The following is a 21,827-nucleotide window of genomic DNA, read 5'->3' as shown; positions in this document are numbered from 1 at the left end:
ATCCCGAACTCAGTAGTGAAACGATGCATCGCCGATGGTAGTGTGGGGTTTCCCCATGTGAGAGTAGGTCATCGTCAAGATTAAATTCCAGAATCCCTGTCTGCTCACGCAGATGGGGATTTTGTTTTTATAGAAGTACCAAGTTTTCACAGACACGTTATTCACTAACGGATCTGTCACAGAATTTCTTGACGACCATAGAGCATTGGAACCACCTGATCCCATCCCGAACTCAGCAGTGAAACGATGCATCGCCGATGGTAGTGTGGGGTTTCCCCATGTGAGAGTAGGTCATCGTCAAGATTGAATTCCAAAACCCCTGTTTGCTCACGCAGACAGGGGTTTTGTTTTTGAGCACGATAAATCTTAAGATTGCGGCCCTGGCCGCCCCACGCTCGGTTCCCGTCCTGCGTAACTCAATCGATTGCCAATGATGCGGCAACAATTCCCTGGCTCCGCCAGCCCGCTGCGTTGACAGTCGAGCCATTACCTCTTTCAAGTAGACATACAAATCCATCAGCGCTTCTGCGCGTCTTCCAACTCGCAACGAACCAGCGACGTACCAGTTCAGGGAATCCGTTCACGCCCCGATTGAGCCGCCTAAGCGCTGTGCAAACCGCACACAGCGCCCGCTCAGCATCCGCCCGCCAAAAACGTAACCTGCCTTGTGTTCTCGCTGAATGGCCGTGTGCGCCTGATTTTGAACACCAAGGATTTATCTTTCGTCGGATTAAACAAAATGCCATCACAAATGGCTAAGTTTTCCGAGGTTGGTGCCGACAGCCTCTTGAGCAATGCGTGCTTTAGTAGAGCTGCCGGAAAAAGGCTGCCTGCGCTGTTACACGGAATGTCACACCCGTACGCATCCCCACTCCTGGCATAAGAAGTCCCATGAAATGAATCTCAAGTTCAGCCATAAAATCCTTCTGGCCGCTTCAGGCGTCGTGGTTCTGGCGTTTGCGTTGTTCACGTTGTACAACGACTACCTGCAGCGAAACACCATCAAGCAAAACATCGAGTCGTCAGTGCAACAAGCTGGCAACCTGACTGCCAGCAGCGTTCAAAATTGGCTGACTGGGCGTATTCTGGTACTCGAAAGCCTCGCGCAAAATGTGGCGCATCAAGGCAGCCAGGCTGATTTGCCTGGGTTGGTTGATCAGCCCGCCTTCACGTCGAACTTTCAATTTACCTATGTGGGTCAGGCCAACGGCGTGTTTACCCAACGCCCAGACGCCAAGATGCCAGACGGTTACGATCCGCGTGAGCGGCCGTGGTACAAGCAAGGTGTCATTGCCGGTCAAACCATGCTGACACCGCCGTATATGGCAGCAGTCGGTGGTTTGATCGTGACCATCGCAATGCCAGTCAAAAAGAACGGTGAGTTGCTGGGTGTTGTCGGTGGCGATTTGAGCCTGGACAGCTTGGTAAAAATCATCAACTCGGTCGATTCAGGCGGTTTGGGCTACGCGTTCCTGGTCAGCGGTGACGGCCAGGTAATCGTGAGTCCTGAAAAAGATCAGGTTATGAAAAACCTGAAGGATATCTACCCGTCGAGTGCGCTACGCATTCAGAAAGGCATCCAGGAAGTGCGCCTCAATGGCTATGAGCGGATTATGTCCTTCACGCCTGTAACCGGTTTGCCTGCGGATTGGTATATCGGGCAATCGCTCGATAAAGAGAAAGCTTACGCACCGCTATCTAAATTCCGTACCTCTGCATTTATCGCGATGTTTATTGCGGTCGCCGTGATTGCTGTGCTGCTGAGTCTGTTGATTCAGTTCCTGATGCGTCCTTTGACTACGATGGGCCGCGCGATGCAGGACATTGCGCAAGGCGAAGGTGACCTGACCCGTCGCTTGGTGATTGAGAGCAAAGACGAGTTCGGCTTGCTGGCCAGCTCTTTCAACCAGTTTGTAGAGCGTATTCACGCATCGATTTCCGAAGTGTCTTCGGCAACCCGTCAGGTGCATGATTTGTCCCAGCGGGTGATGGCGTCGTCCAATGCTTCGATCCTGGGTTCGGATGAGCAAAGTGCGCGTACCAACAGCGTTGCTGCCGCCATCAACGAGTTAGGTGCTGCCACACAAGAAATCGCGCGCAACGCGGCCGATGCTTCGCAGCACGCCAGCGGCGCAAGTGAGCAAGCGGATGATGGGCGCCAGGTGGTTGAACAGACCATTCAGGCCATGACCGAGCTGTCGCAGAAAATTAGCTTGTCCTGCGCTCAGATCGAAACCCTGAATGCCAGCACCGACAACATTGGCCATATCCTGGACGTGATCAAAGGGATTTCCCAGCAAACCAACCTGTTGGCCCTCAATGCCGCCATTGAAGCCGCGCGTGCGGGTGAAGCGGGTCGTGGTTTCGCTGTTGTAGCGGATGAGGTGCGCAACCTTGCTCACCGCACTCAGGAGTCGGCAGAAGAGATCCATAAAATGATCACTTCGCTGCAAGTGGGCTCGCGAGAAGCGGTGACTACCATGAACGCCAGTCAGGTTTCCAGTGAAGAGAGCGTTGAGGTGGCCAACCAGGCCGGCGCCCGTTTGATCAGCGTGACTCAGCGTATCGAAGAAATTGACGGCATGAACCAGTCGGTCGCAGCCGCGACTGAAGAACAGACGGCTGTAGTTGAAACGCTCAACGTCGATATCAACCAGATCAACCTACTGAACCAGCAAGGTGTGGTTAATCTCAACGAAACGCTCAAAGATTGCGATGCTTTGTCGCAACAAGCCAGCCGCCTGAAGCAGTTGGTCGACAGCTTCAAAATCTGATTCAACGCGCGGTTAGTTATCCACAGCCCTGTCGTTTTAAACGTCAGGGCTGTTTTGTTTTTGGTTGCCCAGATACTGAGTGATTGCTTTAACAGCCCGGTGTAAATGAAGCTCCAGCTCTTTGACACACGCTTGCACCTCACGCCCGCGGGCCAGTTGCAACAGGGCGCGGTGATCATCCTGAGCCAGCGGTCCCAAGTTCATTTGTTGCAGGTTAAAACGCAAAAAGCGCTCTTCTTCCACCAAGCCAGCGTTCACTAACGCCAAGAGCTTCTTGTTGGGTGCTTTGTTGTAGAGCGCTTGGTGGAACAAACGATTGAGGGTACCCACTTTGCTCAAGTCTGTTTCGACTTCCAGCGCCTGGATATACGCTGCGGCGTCTGCAAAGTCCTGTTCATCCAATAAAGGCACTGACAAGCGCAGTGCCTCGGATTCCAACAATAAACGAAGTTGGTAAGACTCCAGCGAACTGTCCTCAATCAAGGGAGCTACCACCGCGCCTTTGTGCTGCTCCACGCGCAGTAAGCCTTGAGCTTCAAGCTGACGCAGTGCCTCGCGCACCGGCATGCGGCTCACACCAAACAACGTAGCCAGCGCCTCCTGTCGAATGGCAGTGCCACAGGGCAGGCGTCCATCAAGGATGGCGGTGCGCAAGGATTCTTCTATCACCGAACGGGCTTGATGAGCCGCAACCGGAGCGTGCACTTCGATACTGCTTAAGGGGTTTAGTTTGACGGCCACGTTGGCGCACCCATGGCTGATAACCAGCTGCTTATTTGGATCCAATTCAAAGTAGGTACAGACCGAATCCTTGTCAAACCTCGTTACAGCAAGTTTAACGCGACTACACTCCCAGTGATCGCAAGGTGCCATTGTCTTTTTTTGTTTGTGGGCTCACTTTGCACAGATTCTTCTTAGGTGCAGCTTGATGGAATACGCAGTTGGCTCGCCGGTTTAGCCTTCCTTTACCCTTGCGCTGGTTGTTAACAGCCTTGTTGCTGGCTGGCACCTTGCTGGGCGGCTTGCACGCTGATTGGGATTTTTCCGTGATCAGCCGCCGTGCCGAAACGCTTTACGGGCCCCTGGGCGAGGGCCGCAAACGGATTGATGCCTGGCAACAGTTATTAGCCACCCAAAAACAAATCCCAGAAGCTGAAAAGCTGCGGGTGGTTAACCAGTTCTTCAACGCACAGCTCAAATACCGCGAAGACATCGATTTGTGGCATCAGGAGGATTACTGGGCCACACCCATTCAAGCGCTCTGGAAAGGCGCGGGTGATTGTGAAGACTACGCGATCGCCAAGTATTTCAGCCTCCGGCACCTGGGTGTACCCAGTGAGAAGCTGCAAATCACGTACGTAAAAGCCCTGAGCCTGAACCGCGCGCACATGGTGCTCACCTACTACCCAAGCCCCAATGCCATGCCGCTGGTACTCGACAGTTTGATGGACGCCATCAAACCCGCCAACCAGCGCACTGACTTGTTACCGGTCTATTCTTTCAATGCACAAGGCCTCTGGCTACCGGGCGCCAATAACACCAAGAAAGTGGGCGACACCAAACGTTTGTCTCGCTGGCAGGATGTACTGAAAAAAATGCAGGCAGAAGGTTTTCCGATTGAGACGAGCCAATAACCTGGAGCAACCATGTCCCTGTTCAAACAACTGTTAATTGCGATCTGTTTGTTTCTGGTGATCGCCTTCAGTGGCAGCTTTATGGTCAGCCTTGAAAGCTCGCGTGCGCAATACGTCAACCAACTGCGCTCCCATGCTCAGGATGCTGCCACCGCATTGGCCGTGTCCTTGACCCCCAACATCGACGATCCCGCCATGACCGAATTAATGGTCAGCTCGATTTTCGACAGTGGTTACTACGCCAGCATTCGGGTGGTCGATGCAAAGGACGGCAAGGTCCTGGTCGAACGCAGCGCGACACCCAATAGCAGCCAGGTACCGTCATGGTTCGTCAACCTGATCGGTCTGGAACCGGCCGGCGGCGATGCCATTGTCAGTCGCGGTTGGGAGCAAGCTGCACGGGTAGAGGTGGTCAGCCATCCCATGTTTGCCCTCGCCAAGCTTTGGCAAAGTGCATTGGGCAGCCTGGCGTGGTTGCTGCTCTGCGGTGTTGTGAGCGCGATACTGGGTGCTTTGCTGCTGCGTCGTCAGCTCAAGCCGCTGGATTATATGGTTGAACAGTCTCAAGCCATTGCCCGGCGAGAGTTTCTCAGCCTGCCTGAACTGCCGCGCACTCCGGAACTGCGCCGCGTGGTGCAAGCCATGAACCAAATGGTCGAAAAACTCAAAGCCCTGTTCCAGGAGCAGGCCGAACGCAGCGAACGCCTGCGCATCGAGTCTTATCAGGACAAGCTGACCGGGCTGGCCAATCGACGTTATTTCGACATGCAGTTGCATGACCGCGTCGCGCATGGCGAGCGGGCCAGTTCGGGCTATCTGCTCATGATCCGGGTAAAAGATTTGGCTGGGCTCAATCAGCGCCTGGGCGGGCAACACACCGATCAGTTACTGCAAGCCGTTGCCCAGTTGTTAGTGCGCCAGTGCGCCAAATACCCCGAAACACACAACATGATCACCCGTGTGCGCGGGGGCGAATTTGCCGTATTGGCCCCCGGCCTGGTCCACGAAGAGGCCTTGCAACTGGCGCAGGCGCTGGAAACAGACTTTGTCAGCCTTCAGACCACAGGCGCCTCGGATCTGGCACCGATCGCCACCATTGGTGTTGTGTCTTATGTGGCCGGGGACACGCCACAAGCGGTGCTAGGGTTAGCCGATCAAGCGTTGGCACAAGCCGATGCTCATACCGAGCACTGTTGGGTCTGCATTGAACAAGGCGAAGGGCTGGCCGTGAGCGAGGATCATCACGCGTGGTACATCCTCCTGGAGAAGGCATTGAGCCAGCGCAGTTTTGAACTGTATTTCCAGCCGGTCGTGGCCGCTCAGAATCCCGCGATGGTGTTGCATTACAAAGTCATGTCGCGTTTGCTCGACGATGGCGGCCAAGCGATCCCTGCGGGGCGCTTTCTGCCTTGGTTGGAACGCTTTGGCTGGTCTGACCGGCTGGACAGCCTGATCTTTGACCGGGTACTTGAGCAAATGCGAGACCACGACCAGTCCTTGGCGTTGAACCTGTCGCCAACGTCTATGGCTGATCCGCAGTCGCTAGACCGACTGATGCACCTGCTGCATAAAAACCGTGACCTTGGCCCTCGGCTCACGCTGGAAATAGCCGAAGAACACATCCCGGAACAAGCGGTGCTGGAGCAGATCACCCGTCGTCTGCGTGAGTTGGGCTTTTCGTTGAGCCTGCAACGTTTTGGCGGTCGCTTCAGCATGATCGGCAACTTGGCGAGCCTGGGCCTCGCGTATTTGAAGATCGACAGCAGTTATATCCGCGCCATCGATCAGGAGCCCGACAAGCGTCTGTTTATCGAAGCGATTCAGCATGCCGCCCACAGTATTGATTTGCCGCTGATCGCTGAGCGTGTCGAGACAGAAGGTGAGTTGAAGGTTATCCGCGACATGGGTTTATGGGGCGTGCAAGGTCAACTGTTCGGCTCGCCCGCGCTCTGGAAGTAATGCCGGGTTAAATCAGCCCGCTTTCATCATCGGTAATTAAATGGTTCAGGCCATCGAGTGCTTCACGGGCTTGCGTGCGGTCCATCAACTTGGCTTGAGCCGCCGCCGGCAAGTCGGTGACACGAATGACCCCTTTTTGCGTGAGTACCTGAATCAGGTCGTCGAGTACCCGGATCATTTCCAGGTCACTGTGGCGCAGTTGCTGCAAACGCTTTTCAACGATCACATTGGTTTGCCACGCCAGTATTTCAGGGTGGTCAGCAGGCAGCGTTTCGCTGGCCCCTGCAAATTCAAGCGCATCAACCCGACTTAAAGCACCTTGGGCATCACGTTGCACGTAGAACATTGAACAGCCCCCCTCAAGGTCGCGACGAACACAATGATGTGAGCATAGGCCAACAATCGATTGGCGGCAGACTCCTCGTGCGAGGGCCCGCCTGACCCTGCTTTTAAAGGGGTTTGTGGCCTACGCTTGGCCGCATTACAACAGCCCATTACGCAGTTTCAACAGTTAGCAGGTGAAGGATGGGCGTACTTAGCAGTCACCATGTCAGCGAGCCTGTGCCTCGTATTTCGCAGCAGCCTCACGGTGTACTGGCCACATTGATTCGTCTGCCGTGGCTCTGGGCTATTTTGCTGCTCGCCTCGGCGGTGCGTTTTTATGGTTCTACCGCGTCTGCCATCTGGTGCGACGAAGGCTCCAGCCTGCTGTTGAGCCAATTCTCGCTGGCGGGTATCTGGCTCCATGCCGCCCGCGATGTGCACCCCCCACTCTTCGATGACACCCAGGCTCGTCTATATTTGACCTGTGATACGGGCGAATGCGGGCGCGAGCGTGGTCGGTCGCCATTGGAAGCCATAAATCATCTGTTAAAGAATTAATTTGTAACACTTGACTGAGACCGGCTCGCCGCGCAGTATTAATAGTTAGCAAACTAACATTGTGTGACACTTCTCTTGCCTGACACTCTTGATTCACTCCAAATGAGCCTCAGCACCGGGATGGTGGTCGCGACTCGCCATTGGCGTCGCGTGTGCCAAACCACGTTGATCAACTACGGTATTTCCGAAGCCTGCGCCATGCCGCTGCTGATCATCGGGCGTTTGGGTGAGGGCGTGCGGCAAGTGACCGTCGCCCATGCTGCGGGTATGGAAAGTCCGTCGCTGGTGCGCCTGCTCGATCAACTGTGCAAAGACGGCTATGTGCGCCGTTGCGAAGACGCCAGTGACCGACGCGCCAAGACCTTAAGCCTCACCGACACTGGCCGAGCGCTGGCGCAGGCGATTGAAGCGCAATTGGTGCAGTTGCGCCACGCTGCGCTGGCCGACATCTCGCTGGCCGACCAGCAAGCTGCGTTGCGGGTGATTAAAGCTTTCGAAGCAGCCGGTCAACTGACTGACGGAGCCGGCTCTTGAACGGTTTTTTCAGCAGCATGCCGCCGGCCCGCGACTGGTTTTACGGCGTACGTACTTTCGCCGCGTCGATGATTGCGCTGTACATCGCCCTACTCATGGAAATGCCGCGTCCGTATTGGGCGATGGCGACGGTTTATATCGTTTCCAGCCCCTTCGTGGGGCCAACCAGCTCCAAGGCCGTGTACCGCGCCCTCGGCACCTTGCTGGGTGCCGCGGCGGCCGTGTTCTTTGTGCCGTTGTTTGTGCAAACCCCGTTTTTGCTGGTGCTCGTGATTGCTCTGTGGACCGGCATCCTGTTGTTCCTGTCGCTGCACCTGCGCACCGCCAACAGTTACATCTTCATGCTGGCGGGCTACACCATGCCCATGATCGCTTTGCCCATCGTCGATAACCCGCTCAACGTTTTCGACATTGCCATCTCGCGTACCGAAGAAATCATGCTCGGCATCGTTTGCGCGGCCGTTGTGGGCAGCATGTTCTGGCCGCGCCGTTTGACCCCGGTATTTATCGATGCCGCAGGCAAGTGGTTGGGTGACGCTGCCAGCTACAGCAAACACTTTCTGGCCCGCGATGTAGAGCCGAACAAAGCCAGCGGCTTGCGCTCCTCGATGGTGGCTACGTTCAACACGCTTGAGTTGATGATTGGTCAGCTGCCCCACGAGGGCGCGCACCCGCAGACCGTGCGCAATACAAAAGAACTGCGTGGGCGAATGATCCACCTGCTGCCCGTGGTGGATGCCCTCGACGATGCGTTATACGCCCTCGAACGGCGCACCCCCGAGCTGGTGGAAAAAGTGACCCCGCTGCTCGACCACACACGTCAATGGCTAGACAGCACAAGCCAAGGGGCGCCCGTCGAGCACTGGAAAGCCCTGCGTCACGAACTTGAAGCGCTGCAACCTGGCGCGGCGGCGCTCGATGATCGCCGCCAACTGTTGTTGTCAAACGTGCTCTACCGCTTGGGCGAGTGGATCGATTTGTGGCAAGACTGCCGCAGCTTGCAACAAGCCATCGCCACCGGCGATCAAGAGGTCTGGCGCGCGGTGTATCGGCATTGGCGCCTGGGCCGCCTGACGCCGTTTCTGGACCGCGGCCTGATGCTCTATTCGGCGTTCTCCACCGTGACCGCCATTGTTGTGGCGTGCGTGTTGTGGATTTTGCTCGGTTGGACCGACGGCGCCAGTGCTGTGATTCTGGCGGCCGTCGCGTGCAGTTTTTTTGCCGCGATGGACGACCCGGCCCCGCAGATTTACCGGTTCTTTTTCTGGACCTCGCTGTCGGTGTTATTCGCCAGTTTGTATCTGTTCGTGATCCTGCCCAACCTGCATGATTTTCCGATGCTGGTGCTGGCGTTCGCGGTGCCCTTTATTTGTGTCGGCACGCTCACCGTGCAACCGCGCTTCTATCTGGGCACGTTGCTGACGATTGTGAACACCGCATCGTTTATCAGCATTCAAGGTGCCTACGACGCCGACTTCATGGTGTTCATGAACGCCAACCTGGCCGGCCCGATAGGCTTGTTGTTTGCGTTTGTGTGGACCCTCATCGCGCGGCCTTTTGGCGCTGAACTGGCGGCCAAACGCCTGACACGGTTTAGTTGGCGCGACATCGTACGCCTTACCAAGCCGGCGACCCTGGCGGAACACCGGCAGATGGGCGCCCAAATGCTCGACCGCCTGATGCAACATTTACCGCGTCTGGCCATGACTGGCCAAGACACCGGCATTGCGGTGCGTGAGCTGCGCGTGGCGCTCAACCTGCTGGACCTGCTCGCGTATGCGCCTCGGGTGACCGGCGGCCCGCAACTGCTGCTGCGCCAGGTGGTCAGTGACGTGGGCGATTATTTTCGCGCCTGCCTGATGTCGGGCGAACGCTTGCCCGTGCCTGCGGGGTTGCAGATGACGATGGATCGTACGCGCCGTGCGCTCAATGCCACCGATTTGCAGGACGAAGGTGACGCACGCGTTCACTTGCTGCACGCGTTAAGCGGTTTGCGGCTGGCGCTGTTGCCCGGCGTCGAATTTATCGTCGACAACGACGACCTGCCCCAGCCCCATGTACAAGGCATTGATGGAGCGCCGTTATGATCGGTGATGTGGATGTCAGTGGGGTGTTCCTGCCCACACTTCTGGTGCTGATGGGCATCACTTATTTACTGTTTTTGGTGATTCACGCGGTGCTTACGCGTGTGCACTTTTACCGCCTGGTCTGGCACCGGGCTTTGTTCAACGTCGGTCTCTACGCTCTGCTGCTTGGCGTTGTGGATTCGTTTAGTCGATATTTGATGACATGAAAAAACCTTTATTGACCTTGGGCCGCGTCGTTCTCACCTTGCTGGTGGTGGCGTTTGCCTGCGTCGTGGTCTGGCGCATGACGATGTATTACATGTTTGCGCCCTGGACGCGGGACGGCCACATCCGGGCCGACGTGGTGCAAATTGCTCCCGACGTTTCGGGCTTGATCAAGCAGGTTGAGGTGCGTGACAACCAGCCCGTCACCCGTGATCAAGTGCTGTTTGTGATCGATCAGGAGCGTTTCAAATTGGCCTTACGCCAGGCCCAAGCCACCGTGGCAGACCGCAAGGAAACCCTGGCTCAGGCGCAACGCGAAAGCCGTCGTAATAAAGGGTTGGGCAATCTGGTCGCGCGCGAGCAACTGGAAGAAAGCCAGTCCCGCGAAATGCGCGCCCAAGCGGCCCTCACCGAAGCTCAAGTGGCCGTGGACAGTGCCCAGCTCAACCTGGACCGCACCGTGGTGCGCAGCCCGGTGGACGGCTATGTCAACGACCGTGCGCCACGGGTCAATGAGTTCGTGACCGCCGGGCGCCCGGTGTTGTCGATTGTCGACAGTAGTTCGTTTCACATCGACGGCTACTTTGAAGAAACCAAACTCGACGGCATCCACGTCGGCCAAAGCGTCGATATCCGCGTGATTGGCGACAATGCGCGCCTGCGCGGGCATGTCGAAAGCATCGTGGCCGGTATCGAAGACCGTGACCGTAGCAGCGGCCAGAACCTGCTGCCCAACATTAACCCGGCGTTCAGCTGGGTACGTTTGGCGCAACGGATTCCCGTGCGCATTGTGTTTGATGACGTGCCCGAAGATTTCCGCATGATCGCCGGGCGTACCGCCACCGTCTCGATCATCGAAGACTCCCCCAAGGCCAAACCTGCGCAGGAGAACGCGCAATGAAAGCTGTTCACCTGGCAGCCGTAGGGCTGGGTTTGCTGCTGTCGGGCTGTCAGTTGGTGGGGCCTGATTACCACCTGCCCAAAGACGCCGCATTGCAGCGCGCGGATGTGCAGGGTGAGTTTGCGGGCGAGGGCGCCAACGTGATGTCGGCTCCCGTGCCCGCCGATTGGTGGAAGCTCTATCAAGACCCCAAACTCAATGAACTGGTGCGCCAGGCGCTGGCCTCCAACACCGACTTGCGGGTCGCGGCGGCCAACTTGTCGCGGGCGCGGGCGCAAGTTGAACAAGCGCAATCGGCAGGTGGCTGGAGCGGCTCGGTGAAGGCGGGTGCCCAGCGCTTGCAAGAGTCCGGCGAAGCGTTCTTGCTGGCAGATAAAGTCCCGGTCGCCAACGTGGGTGATCTGGGTATCAGCACCTCGTATCAGTTCGATTTGTGGGGCACCTTGCAGCGCGGCATTGAGGCCGCACAAGCCAACGCCGATGCGACGCAGGCCGCCGCCGACACCGCGCGCATTACCTTGGTGGCGGACGTGGTTCGGGCCTACACCCAAGTGTGCGCGGCAAACGAAGAGCACCACATCGCCGAAGAGTCGCTCACGCTGCAAGCGCAAAGCACACACTTGACCCAACAGTTGCGGGATGCGGGGCGCGGCGACGAAACCCAGGTCACCCGTTCGCAGACGCAATTCAAATCGTTGCGCGCTGAACTGCCGCGCTACGAAGCCTTGCGCCAGTCCGGCCTATTTCGTTTGTCGATGTTGCTGGCCAAGCCGCTCGACCAACTGCCCGCTGGCGTTGCCACCTGCGCCGAGCTGCCGCATATCGCGCAATTGCTGCCGGTGGGCGATGGCGCTGCGTTGCTCAAACGCCGCCCGGATGTGCGCCAAGCAGAGCGTCATCTGGCGGCGGCCACGGCTGAAATCGGGGTGGCCACCGGCTCGCTGTACCCGGACATCAGCATAGGCGCGAGCATCGGGACCGTCGGCATCATTGATAACCTGGGCACCGCACCCACCAACCGCTGGGGCTTTGGCCCGCTGTTGAGCTGGACCATTCCTACCAACGGTTCGCGGGCGCGGATTCGTGAAGCCGAAGCCGTCACCCAAGGCGCGCTGGCCAAGTTCGACGGTGTGGTTCTGAACGCCATCCGTGAAACCCAAACCAGCCTGGTGCAATACACCGCGCTGTTGCAGCGCCGCGATGCCTTGGCAGAAGCCGAAGCGTCGGCCAAAACCGCAGCCGATCAAACGCATCAGTTCTTTCAGGCGGGGCGCGAGTCCTTTTTGGCTGACCTGCAAGCGACCCGCACCTACACCGACATGCGCGCGCAACTGTCGGCCGCTAACACCCAGGTAGCCATGAGCCAAATCGACTTGTTTCTGGCCCTGGGCGGCGGCTGGGAAAGTGGACGAACGCAAGCCCCGGCCAACGCGAAACCCTGAGGGCGTTGCTATGCTCTGAGAGGTCGGTATCAAAACGATGGCTCAGGGCGTCGCGGGTCTTTTAGCCCTCCCCATCGCGCAGGCAATGCTTGATGGGGATACTAATAATGAAAAACCCTTATGCTCCCGGTTTCTGGTGTGCGGTGGTCGCGGTGGTGCTGCTGTCTGCGACCTATTTCTACGGCATCATGCTGGCGCACCAGATCGATAAGGCGATGTTTTTCCTCGACAGCGCCAGTGCGTTGATTGCGGTACTGGCCATTGCGATGGTGGCGTGGGCGACGGTGCAAACCCGGCACATCAAAAAGCGCCAGGTCGAAGAGGGCCAGACCCGGGTCTTGATCTGGGACGCCAAAGTCGCGCTGCGGCGGGTCGAAACCGTTTTCGACCGCTACTTTTGGGGCAGTTATTGGCAGCCGGGGCGTACGTTCCAGGAATTTATGGGCGAACTCACCGGCACCCCGCTGGAAAAAAGCCTCGACGCCTTGAAAACCCAATGCCTGAAACTCGACAAAGCGCTGCCCTGCGAGGAGCGCCAATGGCTCGACTGCGCGCGTGAGTTATCTGACGTCGCGGCCGCAATGGCCCGTGAGCGTTATCAGCTGGATTACTCCGACTCATCTGTAAATCCGGTAGGTGAAATCTGCATTGATCACGACCTGGAAGTGTTGGTGTACACCTGGAGCGCCAGCCTCAAGGCTTTTGATCATCGTCTGGATGAAATCGACCGTCTCTACGCCCACTCCTCATGAATTTGGCGTGACTGAAACAGGCGGCAGGCGGGTCGCCAGTGTTACCCTGCTGCCACTTTTCGGCCCACGACGGGCTTGGCAAAGACCGCTATTACTTTCAACACAACGGACATTGAACGGGTCAACTGATGAATAAACCATTAGGCGTGCTAGTAGGGATTGTTGTTATTGCAGGTGCTCTGAACACCGCTGGCGCTTGGTACACCGGGACCAAACTGGAAGGCGTACTGCAAACGTCGATCCAGGAAGCCAACAAAGAACTCGCGTCGCAACTGCAAGGCACGCCAACCCACGGCTCGATCGAACTGGTATCGCTTGATCGTCACCTTTACAGCAGCACCGCCAACTACCGGGTGACAGTGTCGGACGAGTCCGCCGGGCCGGTTGCCCAGCCTGTGGAGTTACTGTTCGTAGACCACATTGAGCACGGCCCTTTGCCGTGGTCGCGCATCAAAACCTTTAAGTGGATGCCGGTGATGGCCACCAGCAACTATTCGCTGGTAAAAACCCCGTTCACTGAAAAATGGTTTGCTGCCGCCAAAGAGCAGTCGCCGCTGCAAGGTCAGGTCACGCTGGCTTACAACCGCGCAGTAGAAGGCCACATGGAGCTGCTGCCTCTGGAAATGGCCCTGGACGCCAACTCCAGCCTGAGCTTCTCGGGCATGAGCATGGAAGGGCAGTCCGATGCCGAAGGTCAAAACTTCAAAGGCAAAGGCTACATGGACCACTTCAAGCTTAATGCCGTGTTCCCTAACAAACCGCCTTTGCTGGTTGAACTCAATGGCCTGACCGCGGCCAGTGACTTGAACAAAAGCGACTTTGGTTTCTTCCTTGGCCAGAACTTCCTGAAACTGAGCGAAAGCCAAATCACCTTTGGTGACCGTCAGTCGGTGCTCAAGCTCAACAACTTCGAATACACAGGTTCCACCTCCGCCAAGGGTCAATTATTGTCCGGGCGTTTGGACTACAAAGTGGGTGACGTCACCCTCAACAACAACCCGGTGGGCACCGCGCAACTGGTCATGAGTGCCAGCAGCCTGGACATTCCGGCCATGCAGGCGTTGTTTCAGATTTACCAGACCAAATTCCAACCCAAGGCTGACGGCACGTTGCCAGCCAGCGAGCTGACGCAGGCTGAGCAAACCCAGTTGCAAACCCAGCTTGAAACCTTGCTGGCCGCCAAGCCGAAGATGGCCGTGGAGAAGCTCAGCGTAAAAACACCTAATGGCGAAAGTGAGTTCAACCTGGCCGTTGCGCTGGCTCAGCCCGCAGCACTTGACCAGCCGCCGGTAGAAGTCACCAAGCAACTGCTGACCTCGCTGGACGCTAAGCTGCAATTGTCCAAGCCGATGATTGCTGATCTTGCCGGTGTGCAGGCGCAGTTGGCAGGGCAAAGTGATCCGCAGACCCTGGCTCAGGTTGGCACCATGACCAGTGACATGGTCAGCAACATTGCCGTGGGCACGGGCCTGGCAAAAGTTGAAGGCACTAACATCCTGGCGACCTTGAACTACGCAGCAGGGCAGGTGGACTTCAATGGCCAGAAAATGAGCCTTGAAGACTTCATCACCCAAATGACGATGCGCTTCAACGCCCCGATGCAATAACCGACCAAGACGTAGCCATTGCCCACGCCGCGTTCGACTGCGAAGCGATCGTAAACCCGACCACAGGGGGGCCTCTGAGGCCCGGGTTGAACGGTTTACGACCGCTACGCGCCCGAGCGTAGCCTCGCATGACGTGTCAACGACTACAGGCGGCACCCCAGTATCGACAGGTGTTGGCTCAGATTGAACCCTGAGCTTGCTCCATGACCCACTCCACGAACGCTTTGACTTCATCGCGCTGCATGGCATCGGGTCGGGTCACGACGTAGTAGGCGAAGCGTGCAGGCCAGGGTTTATCCAGTACCTGTACGAGACAGCCCGCAGCGATTTCTTCGCGTGCGTACTCTTGCGCCACTAACGCTAGCCCCTGGCATGCCTCTGCTGCGCGAATAAGTAAAAAGTCATCTTCGAACGCCGTCCCGCGTTCGGCGCGAAGGTCTTTTGCGACGCCATGCGCCGCGAGCCACAAGGCCCAGTCTGTCCGGTCAGAGTCGTGCAATAGCGCAAAGTTGAGGCAGTCCTGCGGTTCCATCAGCGGGGGGATTGCAGCCATCAAGGCAGGACGGGTGACGGGCACTAAAACGGGCGCTATCAACTGCGTGACGTGCAGATTGGGATAGACCCCCAGCCCATGCCGCAACGCTACATCGATTCGATCCCGGCGCAAGTCCATCACCGCAGAAGTCGCCTCGACCCGTACTTCGATGTGTGGATGACGCTGATTGAAGCGGCCCAGGCGCGGTATCTGGCGGGTGAGGCGTATGCCATTGCCGATGATATAGCCCCGCTCGGTTGGACCCACATCGCGCTGCCCGTGCCTGCGACAGAGGCTTGAGCCAGAAACAAGAAAGCCCGCACAGGGCGGGCTTCTTGGGGGCGCAGACTGTCTGAGACAGGTCCGGGCTGAAATATGGTGCACCAGGCGGGATTCGAACCCACGACCACTGCCTTCGGAGGGCAGTACTCTATCCAGCTGAGCTACTGGTGCAACGCGGGCGCCATGATACTCATCTGCGTGTCACCCGTCCATGCCGCTGATTGTGCAGGTGTTTCTTGCGTCAATATGGGCTATTAATGGAGGCCGTGTGAAAAAAGGGGTAACACAGTCGCTTGTTCTTTTTTTCGAACAACCTATTGTCCTTTACCCCCTTTACTCCTAGGATTCGTTTGAGATTTCAAACGCTCTTGTCTGAGTGCTAAACCGCACGCCGTGTGTGTTGTGCGTTTTTTGAACACTTTGGCAGTGAATGACTTCCTGACGGCAGCCATCTCTGGCGCCTTTCTACACTCAATAATTTGCCCCGCGCCTGCGCGGTGCTGTTAAGGAAAGCCCACCATGCAGCTCAAAGACGCACAGTTGTTCCGCCAGCAAGCCTACATCGATGGTGCTTGGGTAGACGCGGACGGCGGTCAGACAATCAAGGTCAACAACCCGGCCACCGGTGACATTCTCGGTACGGTGCCAAAAATGGGCGCAGCCGAAACCCGTCGCGCCATTGAAGCTGCTGATAAAGCACTTCCCGCCTGGCGTGCCCTGACTGCCAAAGAACGTGCGACCAAGCTGCGCCGTTGGTTTGAACTGCTGATTGAGCACCAGGACGACTTGGGTCGCCTGATGACCCTGGAGCAAGGCAAGCCGCTGGCCGAAGCCAAGGGCGAAATCGTTTACGCCGCGTCGTTCATCGAGTGGTTCGCCGAAGAAGCCAAGCGTATTTATGGCGATGTGATTCCCGGCCATCAGCCGGACAAGCGCCTGATCGTCATCAAGCAGCCCATTGGCGTAACGGCCGCAATCACCCCGTGGAACTTCCCGGCGGCCATGATCACCCGTAAAGCCGGCCCGGCGCTGGCGGCTGGCTGCACGATGGTGATCAAGCCCGCTTCGCAAACCCCGTTCTCGGCGTTGGCACTGGTTGAGCTGGCGCATCGCGCAGGCATCCCTAAAGGCGTGCTGAGCGTGGTCACCGGCAGCGCTGGCGACATCGGCGGTGAGCTGACCAGCAACCCGATCGTGCGCAAACTGTCCTTCACCGGTTCGACCGAGATCGGTCGCCAACTGATGGCTGAATGCGCCAAGGACATCAAAAAAGTCTCGCTGGAACTGGGCGGCAACGCGCCATTTATCGTGTTCGACGACGCCGATCTGGATAAGGCCGTCGAGGGCGCGATCATTTCCAAATACCGCAACAATGGTCAGACCTGCGTCTGTGCCAACCGTCTGTACATTCAAGATTCGGTGTATGACGCGTTTGCTGAAAAGCTCAAAGTCGCAGTGGCCAAGCTGAAAATCGGCAACGGTCTGGAAGAGGGCACCACCACCGGCCCGCTGATTGATGACAAGGCCGTGGCCAAAGTCAAAGAGCACATTGCCGACGCGCTGAGCAAAGGTGCCACCCTGTTGGCCGGCGGCCACAGCCTCGAAGGCAGCTTCTTCGAGCCGACAATTCTGGTTAACGTGCCGAAAAATGCCGCTGTGGCGAAGGAAGAAACCTTTGGCCCGCTGGCGCCGCTGTTCCGCTTCAAAGACGAAGCTGAAGTGATTGCCATGGCCAACGACACTGAGTTCGGCTTGGCCTCGTATTTCTATGCGCGCGACCTGAGCCGTGTGTTCCGTGTGGCAGAAGCCCTGGAATACGGCATGGTCGGTGTCAACACCGGTCTGATTTCCAACGAAGTTGCGCCGTTTGGCGGCATCAAAGCGTCGGGCCTGGGCCGTGAAGGCTCCAAGTACGGCATCGAAGACTACCTGGAAATCAAATATCTCTGCCTGGGGATCTAAACCCGGCGGGTGGTTCAAGCAGAAGGGGCACGAGAGCGATGCGTCTTCTGCGTTTCAAACTGTTAACTTTTGTGGCCAGGTGCGCCATGCCAGTCGATCATCGCATGCTGGCATGAGTGTCTCCCTGGCGCGTCAGCCTTGAACCACGCTGCTTGATGAGCAGCGAATGAGGAACACCATGAGCAACAAGACCAACGCATCCCTGATGAAACGCCGTGAAGCCGCTGTCCCGCGCGGTGTTGGCCAGATTCACCCGATCTTCGCGGAGTCGGCGCACAACGCGACCGTGACTGACGTTGAAGGTCGTGAGTTCATCGACTTTGCAGGCGGTATCGCCGTGCTCAACACCGGTCACCTGCATCCCAAAATCATTGCGGCCGTGCAAGCGCAACTGACCAAGCTGACTCACACCTGCTTCCAGGTACTGGCCTATGAGCCGTACGTTGAGCTGTGTGAAAAAATCAACGCCAAGGTGCCGGGTAATTTCGATAAAAAAACCCTGCTGGTCACCACGGGTTCTGAAGCGGTCGAAAACGCCGTGAAAATCGCCCGTGCTGCCACGGGTCGCGCGGGCGTCATCGCATTCACCGGCGCTTACCACGGTCGCACCATGATGACCCTGGGCCTGACCGGTAAAGTCGTGCCGTATTCGGCGGGCATGGGCCTGATGCCAGGCGGCATCTTCCGTGCGCTGTTTCCGTGCGAGCTGCATGGCATCAGCGTGGATGACTCCATCGCCAGCATCGAGCGCATCTTCAAAAACGACGCCGAGCCTAAAGACATCGCCGCCATCATCATCGAGCCGGTACAGGGCGAAGGTGGTTTCTATGTGGCGCCAAAAGCGTTCATGGCACGCCTGCGCGAGCTGTGCGACAAGCACGGCATCCTGCTGATCGCCGACGAAGTGCAAACCGGCGCCGGTCGTACCGGTACCTTCTTCGCCATGGAGCAGATGGGCGTGACCGCGGACCTGACCACCTTTGCCAAATCCATCGCTGGCGGTTTCCCGCTGGCCGGTGTGTGCGGCAAGGCTGAACTGATGGACGCCATTGCGCCAGGCGGTCTGGGCGGCACCTATGCCGGTAGCCCGATTGCTTGTGCCGCTGCATTGGCGGTGCTCGAAGTGTTTGAAGAAGAGCACCTGCTGGACCGTTGCAAGGCGGTCGGCGAGCATCTGGTGACGGGCCTCAAAGCGATTCAGGCCAAGTACCCGGTCATCGGTGATGTCCGTGCGCTTGGCGCAATGATTGCTGTCGAGCTGTTTGAAGGCGGCGACTCGCACAAACCTAACGCGGCAGCCGTGGCTCAAGTAGTCGCCAAGGCGCGTGAGAAAGGTCTGATTCTGTTGTCGTGCGGCCCTTACGGCAACGTGCTGCGGGTGCTGGTACCGCTGACCTCGCCTGACGAGCAACTGGACAAAGGTCTGGCCATCATCGAAGAATGCTTCGCTGAATTGGCGTGAGTCCTGACGTCTGAGTTGTGATCGGCTACACAAAAAAACCGCTTCGGCGGTTTTTTTTCGTCTGTGAAACGCATTTAAGGCATTTTGCCTGTATCCGACGCGTGGCATTGACTAAGGTGCATGGACATCCCTCGGAGTGCATTCATGACTGCTGTTGAAGTATCCGCCACGCCGAGCGTGCTGATTGCCGAGACTGACCCCTGGTCTCGGGACCTGCTCAAACAAGTGGTGCTGAGCGTGCGTTGCGACGCGCAACTGGACGTGTGTGGCGAAGGCCAGCAAGCGCTCGCGTTGCTGAGTGAAAAGGACTATGACCTGGTGATTGCGGACTGGGACTTGCCGGGCGTAAGTGGGTTGGACCTGCTGCGCAATGTGCGTCAGCGCCGCCGCCAGCCGGTATCGCCATTCATCTTGTTAAGCAGCCGCAATGACAGCGCCAGCGTGCGTCAAGCGTTGCCGCTGGCGCCCACGGCTTACCTGACCAAGCCGCTAGACATGCCCGGCCTGACACAGCGCTTGCAAGGCCTGCTACTCAGCGCGGGGCAAGAGGTTGCGTGCGATGTGCCCGCGTTGACGGCGGGCATGACCCTTAAGCGTTTTTTGGAACACCGCCGTGCGTCCTCCGACGGCGCGCCGCTGCTGGCCGATGTGCAACTGGCGGTCAAGCGCAGCCTTAACCCTGGCGGACTGGACCTCAAATTGCTTGAGCAGCAAGTGCGCACTGACCCGCAAATCACCGCTGTGCTGATTGCGGCTGCCAACAGCGCTGCCCAGCACCGCGTCAGCCCGGTACAAACCCTGGCTCAGGCGTTGCAGCGCTTGGGGCCGGCGCAAAGCATGAACCTGGTGTTGGGGCTGACCCTCAAACGCAGTGCCCGCCTGAGCGACCCATGCCTGGCCGACTACGCCGAACACTACTGGAACGCGTCACTGCACACCGCCGAGTACGGACGCACGCTGGCGCGCATGCTCAGCCTGGATCAGGAGCGCTGTTATTGCGCCGGTTTGCTGCATCGTTTGGGCGATTTAGCGTTGTTGCGTTGCCTGCAAGAGTGGCTGCAAGCCGGAGGGGAGTTGGATACCCGCGCCATTGATGAGTCACTGGCTGAATTCGGCGCCGCCTATGGTTCGGCGTTGCGCACGCGCTGGCGCTTGCCTCTGGAGCTGCGCGAGTTGATCGCGGCGATTTATCACTTGGGGGGCGGGGTGTATTCGCGCGAAGCGTTGCTGATGAACCTTGCCGGGCAAGTGGCCAACTTGAAGCCTGAAGAAGGCATTGACGCGTTGGCCAAGAGTAAAACGGCACGCCTGTTGAAGATCGGCGTACCTGAGCTGTCACGGTTGATCAAAAAAACCTGAATAACCGTGTAACCGTTGCCGAAGGCGACGTCCTGTCTCAGAGCAGTCCTAAAGAGGAGGCGCTTGATCAGGTCAGCCGCAGTGCCGGAGTTCAGAGCAGCCCTTGTCGCCGAACGTAGCCTGCGGCAAGGGTCAGGAAAACCGGCCCCGCATCCGCCTTTACACCGCAGCAGGACGCAACGAGTAGGTCTTCAATTGCTTGGCGAAATCACGCAGCGACTGAATCCCGCTGGCTTCGGCTTCATGTACCCACTCTTTGATCGCGGCCAGCATGTCGTGGCCGTTGGAGCTGGTCTTGACCCAAATTTGCTGCAACGCCAAACGTTTTTCGTAAATCACTTTCAGCGATTGACTGTGCTCCAGCAGCGTTTCAATGCGCTGGTGGTGACGATCGTCCAGCAAGCTGGTTTCACGCGACAGCAGGCGCTTGGCACGGCGGAACTGGTGACGCACTGAGTGATCGACCTTGGCCAGCTCTTGCTGCACCAGCGGCGCGATCACCAATTTGCGGTACTGCGCCATGATCTGGAAGCGGTTGTTCAGAATTGCCATAGCGGTGTCCATGTCCAGGCTGCCTTTGCCCTCGACCCGATGGGCAATTGGCGCCACGCGCTGAACCTTGGCCAGTCGCAAGAAGCTGAATACTTTGATCCACGCCCAACCAAGGTCGAACTCCCACTTCTTGACCGACAGCTTGGCCGAGTTCGGGTAGGTATGGTGATTGTTGTGCAGCTCTTCGCCGCCAATAAGAATGCCCCACGGCACCAGATTGGTGGCCGCATCGCGGCATTCGAAGTTGCGATAACCCACCGCATGGCCCAGACCGTTCACCACGCCTGCGGCCCACACCGGAATCCACATCATCTGGATGGCCCAGATGGTCAGGCCGATGGCCCCGAACAGCAGCAGGTCGATGGCCAGCATGATTGCCACGCCCAACAGCTTGTAGCGCGAGTAGATGTTTCGCTCAACCCAGTCTTCAGGGCAGTTTTTGCCGTAAATGCGCAAGGTTTCAGGGTTTTGCGCTTCGTCACGGTAAAGCTCTGCACCTTTGCGCAAAACGGTCGATAACCCTTTTATGACCGGGCTGTGCGGGTCATCAACGGTTTCGCATTTGGCGTGGTGTTTGCGGTGGATAGCGGTCCACTCGCGGGTGTTCTGAGCGGTGGTTAGCCACAGCCAGAAGCGGAAGAAGTGTTTCAGGCCACCATTAAGCTCCAGCGAGCGGTGAGCTGAGTAGCGATGCAGATAAACCGTGACACCAATAATGGTCACGTGGGTCATCAACAGAGTGACTGCCACCAGTTGCCAGGCTGACAAGTCGAGAAAACCGTTGTACCACATAGGCTGTTTGGCCCTCGGAAAAATGAAAAAAGCTGCAACACGCATTATCACTATGCAGCCAGATAAAACCAGTCGGCCTTTCAGATAACAGTCGCGGGATGTTTCTT

The 21,827-nt window shown here is 57.7% G+C and carries 18 protein-coding genes, 1 tRNA gene, 2 rRNA genes and 1 pseudogene; 17 read left to right on the top strand and 5 right to left on the bottom strand.

What is annotated here, in order from left to right:
- The 3 genes from rrf (TU86_RS23860) to TU86_RS13195 all read left to right on the top strand — a co-directional run.
- Positions 1-80 (top strand): 5S ribosomal RNA (gene rrf, locus TU86_RS23860); the annotation flags it as partial.
- A 107-nt stretch (positions 81-187) separates the two neighbouring features.
- A 5S ribosomal RNA gene (gene rrf, locus TU86_RS13200) occupies positions 188-303 on the top strand.
- A gap of 593 nt (positions 304-896) precedes the next feature.
- The gene (locus tag TU86_RS13195) at positions 897-2,774 is read left to right on the top strand and encodes a methyl-accepting chemotaxis protein (RefSeq protein WP_048364741.1); all 1,878 of its coding nucleotides are present in this window, start codon (positions 897-899) and stop codon (positions 2,772-2,774) included.
- 36 nt (positions 2,775-2,810) lie between these two features.
- Here the strand turns inward: TU86_RS13195 and TU86_RS13190 are convergent, their stop codons facing one another.
- Positions 2,811-3,515, bottom strand: a complete 705-nt coding sequence (locus TU86_RS13190; protein ID WP_048364771.1) for a GntR family transcriptional regulator — start codon at positions 3,513-3,515, stop codon at positions 2,811-2,813.
- Between the two features lie 200 nt (positions 3,516-3,715).
- Between TU86_RS13190 and lapG the strand changes: the two genes are divergently transcribed.
- On the top strand, positions 3,716-4,408 hold the full coding sequence (gene lapG / locus TU86_RS13185; RefSeq protein WP_048364740.1) for a cysteine protease LapG: 693 nt from the start codon (positions 3,716-3,718) through the stop codon (positions 4,406-4,408).
- 12 nt (positions 4,409-4,420) lie between these two features.
- Positions 4,421-6,367 carry a cyclic di-GMP receptor LapD gene (gene lapD, locus TU86_RS13180; RefSeq protein WP_048364739.1) on the top strand — a complete coding sequence of 649 codons (1,947 nt, stop codon included), beginning with the start codon at positions 4,421-4,423 and terminating at the stop codon, positions 6,365-6,367.
- Between the two features lie 7 nt (positions 6,368-6,374).
- On the opposite strand, the gene TU86_RS13175 is transcribed toward lapD, so the two are convergent.
- Positions 6,375-6,713, bottom strand: coding sequence for a hypothetical protein (locus tag TU86_RS13175; protein ID WP_048364738.1), 339 nt, complete (start codon positions 6,711-6,713; stop codon positions 6,375-6,377).
- 179 nt (positions 6,714-6,892) lie between these two features.
- On the opposite strand from TU86_RS13175, the pseudogene TU86_RS13170 reads away from it, so the two are divergent.
- The 8 genes and pseudogenes from TU86_RS13170 to TU86_RS13135 form a co-directional block, all read left to right on the top strand.
- Positions 6,893-7,144 (top strand): annotated as a pseudogene (locus TU86_RS13170) (glycosyltransferase family 39 protein); the annotation flags it as partial.
- A 207-nt stretch (positions 7,145-7,351) separates the two neighbouring features.
- Complete coding sequence (locus tag TU86_RS13165) at positions 7,352-7,783, top strand: MarR family winged helix-turn-helix transcriptional regulator (protein WP_048364736.1); 432 nt, start codon at positions 7,352-7,354, stop codon at positions 7,781-7,783.
- Positions 7,780-9,870, top strand: a complete 2,091-nt coding sequence (locus TU86_RS13160; RefSeq protein ID WP_048364735.1) for an FUSC family protein — start codon at positions 7,780-7,782, stop codon at positions 9,868-9,870. The genes TU86_RS13165 and TU86_RS13160 overlap by 4 nt, the downstream gene beginning before the upstream one ends.
- Positions 9,867-10,076 carry a DUF1656 domain-containing protein gene (locus TU86_RS13155; protein WP_048364734.1) on the top strand — a complete coding sequence of 70 codons (210 nt, stop codon included), beginning with the start codon at positions 9,867-9,869 and terminating at the stop codon, positions 10,074-10,076. The genes TU86_RS13160 and TU86_RS13155 overlap by 4 nt, the downstream gene beginning before the upstream one ends.
- Positions 10,073-10,975 (top strand): efflux RND transporter periplasmic adaptor subunit, encoded by a 903-nt coding sequence (locus tag TU86_RS13150; protein WP_048364733.1) that lies wholly within the window; start codon positions 10,073-10,075, stop codon positions 10,973-10,975. Before TU86_RS13155 ends, TU86_RS13150 begins: the two co-directional genes overlap by 4 nt.
- Positions 10,972-12,417, top strand: coding sequence for an efflux transporter outer membrane subunit (locus TU86_RS13145; RefSeq protein ID WP_048364732.1), 1,446 nt, complete (start codon positions 10,972-10,974; stop codon positions 12,415-12,417). Before TU86_RS13150 ends, TU86_RS13145 begins: the two co-directional genes overlap by 4 nt.
- 107 nt (positions 12,418-12,524) lie before the next feature.
- Positions 12,525-13,169 carry a hypothetical protein gene (locus TU86_RS13140; protein WP_048364731.1) on the top strand — a complete coding sequence of 215 codons (645 nt, stop codon included), beginning with the start codon at positions 12,525-12,527 and terminating at the stop codon, positions 13,167-13,169.
- Positions 13,170-13,297: 128 nt separating this feature from the next.
- Entirely contained in the window at positions 13,298-14,776 is a 1,479-nt protein-coding gene (locus TU86_RS13135) for a YdgA family protein (RefSeq protein WP_048364730.1), read from the top strand.
- A 178-nt stretch (positions 14,777-14,954) separates the two neighbouring features.
- Here TU86_RS13135 and TU86_RS13130 read toward each other — a convergent pair whose 3' ends face one another.
- Positions 14,955-15,482: a LysR substrate-binding domain-containing protein gene (locus TU86_RS13130; protein ID WP_239658785.1), complete on the bottom strand. Its 528-nt coding sequence runs from the start codon at positions 15,480-15,482 to the stop codon at positions 14,955-14,957.
- On the opposite strand from TU86_RS13130, the gene TU86_RS23285 reads away from it, so the two are divergent.
- Positions 15,408-15,611 (top strand): hypothetical protein, encoded by a 204-nt coding sequence (locus TU86_RS23285; protein WP_239658787.1) that lies wholly within the window; start codon positions 15,408-15,410, stop codon positions 15,609-15,611. The two genes, TU86_RS13130 and TU86_RS23285, sit on opposite strands and share 75 nt — an antisense overlap.
- A gap of 76 nt (positions 15,612-15,687) precedes the next feature.
- Here TU86_RS23285 and TU86_RS13125 read toward each other — a convergent pair.
- Positions 15,688-15,764: transfer RNA gene (locus tag TU86_RS13125), tRNA-Arg, on the bottom strand.
- Between the two features lie 348 nt (positions 15,765-16,112).
- Between TU86_RS13125 and gabD the strand changes: the two genes are divergently transcribed.
- From gabD to TU86_RS13110, 3 genes are all read left to right on the top strand, one after another.
- Positions 16,113-17,555, top strand: coding sequence for an NADP-dependent succinate-semialdehyde dehydrogenase (gene gabD, locus TU86_RS13120; RefSeq protein WP_048364729.1), 1,443 nt, complete (start codon positions 16,113-16,115; stop codon positions 17,553-17,555).
- Positions 17,556-17,733: 178 nt separating this feature from the next.
- On the top strand, positions 17,734-19,017 hold the full coding sequence (gabT, locus tag TU86_RS13115; RefSeq protein WP_048364728.1) for a 4-aminobutyrate--2-oxoglutarate transaminase: 1,284 nt from the start codon (positions 17,734-17,736) through the stop codon (positions 19,015-19,017).
- A gap of 144 nt (positions 19,018-19,161) precedes the next feature.
- Positions 19,162-20,376 carry a response regulator gene (locus TU86_RS13110; RefSeq protein ID WP_048364727.1) on the top strand — a complete coding sequence of 405 codons (1,215 nt, stop codon included), beginning with the start codon at positions 19,162-19,164 and terminating at the stop codon, positions 20,374-20,376.
- Between the two features lie 159 nt (positions 20,377-20,535).
- On the opposite strand, the gene desA is transcribed toward TU86_RS13110, so the two are convergent.
- Positions 20,536-21,720: a delta-9 fatty acid desaturase DesA gene (desA, locus tag TU86_RS13105; protein ID WP_048364769.1), complete on the bottom strand. Its 1,185-nt coding sequence runs from the start codon at positions 21,718-21,720 to the stop codon at positions 20,536-20,538.
- Positions 21,721-21,827: the final 107 nt, after the last annotated feature.

Origin of the sequence: Pseudomonas weihenstephanensis (assembly GCF_001043055.1) — a bacterium.
Lineage (GTDB): Bacteria > Pseudomonadota > Gammaproteobacteria > Pseudomonadales > Pseudomonadaceae > Aquipseudomonas > Aquipseudomonas weihenstephanensis.
The sequence above is the reverse complement of the archived record's forward strand: the minus strand, read 5'-3'. Positions and strand labels throughout refer to the sequence as shown.

Coding starts and splice junctions, on each gene's coding strand:
- TU86_RS13150 (WP_048364733.1), top strand. CDS start 10,073: ATGAAAAAACCTTTATTGACCTTGGGCCGCGTCGTTCTCACCTTGCTG.
- TU86_RS13140 (WP_048364731.1), top strand. CDS start 12,525: ATGAAAAACCCTTATGCTCCCGGTTTCTGGTGTGCGGTGGTCGCGGTG.
- TU86_RS13155 (WP_048364734.1), top strand. CDS start 9,867: ATGATCGGTGATGTGGATGTCAGTGGGGTGTTCCTGCCCACACTTCTG.
- TU86_RS13195 (WP_048364741.1), top strand. CDS start 897: ATGAATCTCAAGTTCAGCCATAAAATCCTTCTGGCCGCTTCAGGCGTC.
- TU86_RS13135 (WP_048364730.1), top strand. CDS start 13,298: ATGAATAAACCATTAGGCGTGCTAGTAGGGATTGTTGTTATTGCAGGT.
- gabD (WP_048364729.1), top strand. CDS start 16,113: ATGCAGCTCAAAGACGCACAGTTGTTCCGCCAGCAAGCCTACATCGAT.
- TU86_RS13165 (WP_048364736.1), top strand. CDS start 7,352: ATGAGCCTCAGCACCGGGATGGTGGTCGCGACTCGCCATTGGCGTCGC.
- desA (WP_048364769.1), bottom strand. CDS start 21,720: ATGTGGTACAACGGTTTTCTCGACTTGTCAGCCTGGCAACTGGTGGCA.
- gabT (WP_048364728.1), top strand. CDS start 17,734: ATGAGCAACAAGACCAACGCATCCCTGATGAAACGCCGTGAAGCCGCT.
- lapD (WP_048364739.1), top strand. CDS start 4,421: ATGTCCCTGTTCAAACAACTGTTAATTGCGATCTGTTTGTTTCTGGTG.
- TU86_RS23285 (WP_239658787.1), top strand. CDS start 15,408: ATGCCGCAACGCTACATCGATTCGATCCCGGCGCAAGTCCATCACCGC.
- TU86_RS13175 (WP_048364738.1), bottom strand. CDS start 6,713: ATGTTCTACGTGCAACGTGATGCCCAAGGTGCTTTAAGTCGGGTTGAT.
- TU86_RS13145 (WP_048364732.1), top strand. CDS start 10,972: ATGAAAGCTGTTCACCTGGCAGCCGTAGGGCTGGGTTTGCTGCTGTCG.
- TU86_RS13110 (WP_048364727.1), top strand. CDS start 19,162: ATGACTGCTGTTGAAGTATCCGCCACGCCGAGCGTGCTGATTGCCGAG.